The 5,631-nt window shown below is 65.0% G+C and carries 5 protein-coding genes; 4 read left to right on the top strand and 1 reads right to left on the bottom strand.

Annotated features, from left to right (window positions below):
• From ABNU97_RS16935 to pip, 3 genes are all read left to right on the top strand, one after another.
• The coding region (locus tag ABNU97_RS16935; protein ID WP_348767842.1) for a CoA-transferase at positions 1 to 301 on the top strand (301 nt) is incomplete at its 5' end.
• 55 nt (positions 302 to 356) lie between these two features.
• Positions 357 to 1,676, top strand: a complete 1,320-nt coding sequence (locus ABNU97_RS16930) for a hypothetical protein (protein ID WP_348767841.1) — start codon at positions 357 to 359, stop codon at positions 1,674 to 1,676.
• 46 nt (positions 1,677 to 1,722) lie between these two features.
• A complete protein-coding gene (gene pip / locus ABNU97_RS16925) occupies positions 1,723 to 2,691 on the top strand; it encodes a prolyl aminopeptidase (protein ID WP_348767840.1) in 969 nt (322 codons plus the stop codon).
• Positions 2,692 to 2,985: 294 nt separating this feature from the next.
• Here pip and ABNU97_RS16920 read toward each other — a convergent pair whose 3' ends face one another.
• On the bottom strand, positions 2,986 to 3,954 hold the full coding sequence (locus ABNU97_RS16920) for a diguanylate cyclase (RefSeq protein ID WP_348767839.1): 969 nt from the start codon (positions 3,952 to 3,954) through the stop codon (positions 2,986 to 2,988).
• Between the two features lie 372 nt (positions 3,955 to 4,326).
• Between ABNU97_RS16920 and ABNU97_RS16915 the strand changes: the two genes are divergently transcribed.
• Complete coding sequence (locus tag ABNU97_RS16915; protein WP_348767838.1) at positions 4,327 to 5,391, top strand: alpha/beta hydrolase; 1,065 nt, start codon at positions 4,327 to 4,329, stop codon at positions 5,389 to 5,391.
• Positions 5,392 to 5,631 lie beyond the last annotated feature (240 nt).

Here is a 5,631-nt window from a genome sequence, read left to right as displayed (position 1 = left end):
GGCCAACTGGGCGACCGACAACGAAAAATATCCGCCCGCCGTGGGCGGCGCGATGGATCTGTCGGTGGGCGCAAAGACCGTCTATGTGCTCATGCGTCATACCACCAAGGCCGGCGAGCCCAAGATCCTCGATGCCTGCACCTACCCGCTGACAGGTACCGGTGTGGTGAGTCGAATCTATACCGACCTGGCCGTGCTCGAAATTACCGATAACGGTCCGCGCGTCGTGGAGCTGTTCGGCGACAACAGTTTCGAAGACGTTCAGGCGGTCACCGGGACGCGTCTACTACCGCCCGCGTGAACGCGGCCGACCGGCTTCGGCAGGCGCACACGGCGCGCTCGTTACGGCATCGAACATGACGCACTCCACCGTCGATAACGCCCGCAGTGGCCTGGTCTACCTGACCCTGGTCGCGGGCGTGCTGGGCCTGCCATGGCTGGCGTGGGTCATCGGCGCACCGGCGCTGATCGTCGCGATCGTACTGGCCTGGCCGGGGCTCAATCGCATACCGCGGGTGATCGTATCCGCGGTCTTGCTTGCGGTTGCCGTCGCACTGGCCGTCGATCCGGCACTGCTCAGCGATGGGTTGATGACGATCACGCGGCTGGCCGCGCTCGTCGTGGCGGTCATGCTGTTGTCGCATGCGCTGGGGCGTTCGCGTCATCTGTCGGTGATTTCGGAACATCTGTTCGCCGGCCGTGCCCTGACCCGCTACCTGAGCATCACCTTCGGCACGCTGTTTCTGGCCATGCCGCTGAACTTCGGTTCGGTGAGCGTGGTATCGACCCTGATCGGCCGCGAAATCGACGGCCACGGCGATTCCAGCGGTGCGCGCAATGCCGCGCGGGCCGTGCTCCGAGGCTTCGGCTCGGCCTCGGTCTGTTCGCCGCTGTCGATCGCCGTGGTGCTCACTCTCACGCTGGTGCCCGGCCTGCACGGCTGGCAGCTGTTGAGCCTGACCTTTCCGCTGGCCGCGGGCTATCTGCTTACGGGCACGCTCTTCCGCGAGCCGGAACACGCACCGCTTACAGATGAGGCGCGCAGCCGGCCACCGCAGGTATTGCCCTCGTGGCTGTTCTTCGGTGGCTGTATCGGGCTGATCTGTGTCTGCACCTTCGTATCGCGGGCCGCGTTCGGTCTGGCCTATGCACAGGCGGTCACCTGCAGCTGCCTGCTGGTCGTGGCGATCGGCTTGATCGCCAGCCCTGGCGAAAGACGTCTGCCGCGTATGGACGGCATCGCCAACGAACTGGCCATCATCTGCGGCTCGGCGTTTCTGGGTGCGACCCTGAGCGCCTTCGTTGCCGCCGGGCTGGATACCGACTTCGCGCTGCCGGCCTGGGCCTTTCCCGGGATCGCGTTCGGGCTGCCCTGGGCGCTGTTCGCCGGCGGGCTGATCGGCATGAATCCACTCATTCTGGTCACCCTCGCGGGAGGGCTGTCGAGCCGGCTGTGGCCGGAAGCGGCAGGCCTGGGCCTGGCTATCGCGATGGTATCGGGCTGGGGACTGACCATCGCCGGCACACCCTACTCGGCCAACGCGCTGCTCGTGCAGCGTCTGACCGGCTACGACAACTGGCGGGCCACCGTCGGCTGGAGCCTCAAGCTGTCGTTGCTCGCCCTGGCCGTGGCGTCGAGCCTGGCGGCGGCCACCACGCTGGTGCTCATGCGCTGACCCGGGGCAATGATAGCCTGTGGGCGTTATTCAGGCCGCCCCCGCCATGACCGATACAAGCACCGCAGTCGACTATCGCCCGCTCTATCCGCATATCGAGCCCTACGATAGCGGCCAGCTCGCCGTGGATTCACGGCACACCCTTTATTACGAGCAGTGCGGCAACCCCGACGGCAAGCCGGTGGTGTTCCTGCACGGCGGCCCGGGCGGCGGGGCCGGGCCGAGCAGCCGCCGATTCTTCGACCCCGCCCACTATCGCATCGTGCTGTTCGATCAGCGCGGCTGCGGCCGCTCGACTCCGTATGCCGACCTGGTCGACAACACCACCTGGCATCTGGTCGCCGATATCGAACGCCTGCGCGAACATCTGCATATCGAGCGTTGGCAGGTGTTCGGCGGCTCCTGGGGCTCGACTCTCGCGCTCACCTATGCCCAGGCCCACCCGGAACGGGTCAGCGAACTCGTGCTGCGCGGTATCTTCATGCTGCGCCGGGCGGAAATGCTCTGGTTCTATCAGCAGGGCGCGAACGCACTGTTTCCCGATGCCTTCGAGCCCTACCGAGACCATATTCCGGCCGGCGAGCAAGGCGACCTGATCAGCGCCTACTACCGCCGCCTGACCAGCGACGACGAGCAAACCCGGCTGGAGGCCGCACGGCGCTGGTCCGTCTGGGAAGGCGCGGCAAGCTATCTCAAACCCAGCATCGAGGCCCAGAACACGAACGCGGCAAGCCGCTTCGCCCTGGCCTTTGCGCGTATCGAATGTCACTACTTCGTACACGGGGGCTTTTTCGAGCGCGACGACCAGCTACTCGTAAACATCGATCGGATTCGCGATATCCCCTGCGTGATCGTGCACGGCCGCTACGACGTGGTGTGCCCGCTGGCCAATGCCTGGGATCTACACCGGGCCTGGCCCGAGGCCGATCTGCGCATCACCCCCGACGCCGGCCACTCCGCCTTTGAACCCGGCAACCGGCATGCCCTGCTGGAAGCCACCGACGGCTTTCGCTAGGGCCTGTCGTCACGGGATATACCATCGCATTGCCCGTGCCGGGCGTGTCAGCCAAGGCGCGGGCCGCCGAGCGTGGCGGGCCCACGGTCAAGGTCCGCAACGACGTATGGCGCGTCCGGAACGGGCACCCCCAACGAATAACGATCGGCCGGCGGCCAAGCCGCGGCAATCCGTCGTTGTGGTTCATGGGTTGGCTCGCTAACGAGGAATAACCACGCGGCACTCACGATGCATCGTCTTGCCGCGGCCTGGTCGCCGATGCGGTGGCCTATCTCGCGCCGACAGGCCCTTGCCCTACCCCGACGCGGACTGAAAACCGGGCGCACCCGGCGCTTCACAGGCGCGATCGCGACCCGCTCGCTTTGCCGCATACAACGCCTCGTCGGCTTGCGCGACAATCGCTTCTGCATTCGGCACATCGCGGGGCATGACCACGCTGAAGCCCACGCTGATGGTCAGCGTGCCGAGCGTGGTATTCGGATTATCCAGATCGAGCTCGCGTACCCGCTGGCACAGACGTTCGGCAAAGTGCTGGGCCGGCTCGCGCTCCATGCCACAGGCCACGACCACGAACTCCTCGCCGCCGTAACGGGCGAGAAAATCCGAGCCGCGCTGGAAACTTTCCGCCAGCGTCTGGGCCACCTGGATCAGCGCGTCGTCGCCGGCCTGGTGGCCAAAGCGATCGTTGAAGGCTTTGAAGTGGTCGATATCGATAAAGAACACCGCCAGCGATTCGCCCGTCCGGGCGGAGATCTTCCAGAGCGACTGCATACGGTCGTCGAAATGGCGACGGTTATAAACGCCGGTCAGCGCATCGAGCGTGACCAGTTCTTCCAGCGCTTTCTTGGCCGATTCCAGATCGCGATTACGGGCCCGCAATTGCTCGTCGAGCAGCATGCGCTGGGTGACGTCCTTCTGGAAACCGATGAAGTGCGTGACGGTGCCGTGCTCGTTGTGTATGGGCGATACGCTCAGCTCGTTCCAGAACGGCGTATCGTCCTTGCGGTAATTCATGATGACGTGCGAAAACCCCTGGCCCTGGTCCAGGGCATCACGCATTTGCGCACCCAGCGCGTCCTCGGTACGTCCGCGCTGCAGAAACCGGCAGTTGCGGCCGACCACTTCATCATGGCTGTACCCGGTCATGCGCTCGAACGCCGGATTGACAAAGATCAGGGGCAGATCTTCGGCCTGGGCATCGGCGATGGTGATGCCGTCGCGCGAATCCAGCACGGCATGCTGTAGAAGCTCAAGGTCGATCATCAGCCGTTTTCTTTCCACGGGGCAATAGAATAGGAGAGCAATATTTACGCCACAATTGAATAACGGAAACTACGGATGCGCGCTACGAGCGTGCCCCGGCCTTGCGGCAAGAGCAGGCAGTCGCACGACGGATACTGCGGCGCCAATGGGCTAAGTGTCCCAAAATTATCATGGAATGCGTAGCCTGCGTATCCGCGGCCTGCCCACACAACGGCCCTTGCGACCGCGCAATACCACACGCCCACTCAAGGCCGGCCACTGCTACCGGTGCCTTTGATCGGGGCGGCGATGCGCTAGAATCGGCAATTCTGACAACGCCGCCGGTCAGTTCTGCGCTACGAACATAGTCCGGCCCGAATCGAGTCGACAACAATGACGATGGACAAGCAAAAGCAGACCACGCGCGTGGCCGCGCGTATCGAAAGCGCGCTGGCGCGAGGCATTCTTAATCTACCGGCCGGCCTGTTGCGCACGCTGGCCGGCCGGCCGGTGGTCCGCGACAGCCAGACCCTGGATGTACAGACGCAAATGCTGCTGCGCTTGCAAACGGTTCGAGGCAATGCGGCGCTGGGCGGACGCTCGGTCGCGCGCGAACGTGCCCTCATGGATGCACAGGCCCAGCTGCTCGAACCCAGGGCCTCTCGGCGGGTCTCGACCCGCGACATTCAGGTCGCGGGCGGCGATGGGCCTTGTCCGGCCCGGGTGTATCGTCCCGAGGGCGTCAAATCTGACGGCGGCGCCCTGGTCTTCTACCACGGCGGCGGCTTCGTGATCGGCTCTTTGGATACGCACGATGGCGTATGCCGAGCCATCGCGGACCGCGCCCAGTGCGTCGTGATCGCCATCGACTACCGACTCGCGCCCGAGCACCCCGCCCCGGCCGGCGTGGAAGACGGGGTGGCTGCGTTCCGCGATATCGTCGGCCGGGCCGCCGAATTCCAAATCGATCCTGATCGAGTGGCCGTGAGTGGCGATAGCGCCGGCGGCAACCTGTCGGCGGTCGTTTGCCAGACGACGCGCAACGATGCCCATTCGCCCTGTTTCCAGCTGCTGTTCTACCCGGCGGTCGATTTCGTCGACGAACGCGAGTCCGTGCGGACCTTCGCCAAAGGGTTCCTGCTCGAAAAGACGTCGATGGACTGGTTCCGTGGACACTATCTGTCGGGCGGCCTGGAGCCGGGTGATACGCGCGTTTCACCGATGCACGGGGATCTTCAGGGCCTGCCCCCCGCACTGGTGATTACCGGCGGGTTCGATCCGCTGCGCGATGAGGGCGAAGCCTATGCCGAAGCGCTGAAAGCCGCGGGCGGCCAGGCGAACGTCGTACGTTATCCATCCATGATCCACGGCTTTCTGAACTTTGCCGGCGCAGTGGCAGGCGCCGACGCGGCGTTGACGGACGGCGCGCATGCACTGCGCGACGCGCTGGGCAGCTAAGAGGCACGAACGGACACGAAAGCCGCACGGGTTTCACCTCGCAGGGTATTCGCGTACGCGACCCGATCAAGCGCCGGTACCACGCGCGGAGACGCCCGTGGTGCCGGCACCCCGGCGTAGCGGCATACGAATAACCACCATCCCTTCGTGGTCTACGAGCCATCACAGGCACGAGCCGGGCGATAGGCGCCCGGGCCGATGCGGTGGATACGACGCTTAGCGCTAATTAAGGAAGCTCTG

This window comes from uncultured Salinisphaera sp. (genome assembly GCF_964012375.1).
Lineage (GTDB): Bacteria > Pseudomonadota > Gammaproteobacteria > Nevskiales > Salinisphaeraceae > Salinisphaera.
This window is presented reverse-complemented; position numbering and strand designations above follow the sequence as displayed.

What these genes read in the sequence shown, in the direction of transcription:
- ABNU97_RS16930 (WP_348767841.1), top strand. Translation starts at nt 357, where the DNA reads ATGACGCACTCCACCGTCGATAACGCCCGCAGTGGCCTGGTCTACCTG.
- pip (WP_348767840.1), top strand. Translation starts at nt 1,723, where the DNA reads ATGACCGATACAAGCACCGCAGTCGACTATCGCCCGCTCTATCCGCAT.
- ABNU97_RS16920 (WP_348767839.1), bottom strand. Translation starts at nt 3,954, where the DNA reads ATGATCGACCTTGAGCTTCTACAGCATGCCGTGCTGGATTCGCGCGAC.
- ABNU97_RS16915 (WP_348767838.1), top strand. Translation starts at nt 4,327, where the DNA reads ATGACGATGGACAAGCAAAAGCAGACCACGCGCGTGGCCGCGCGTATC.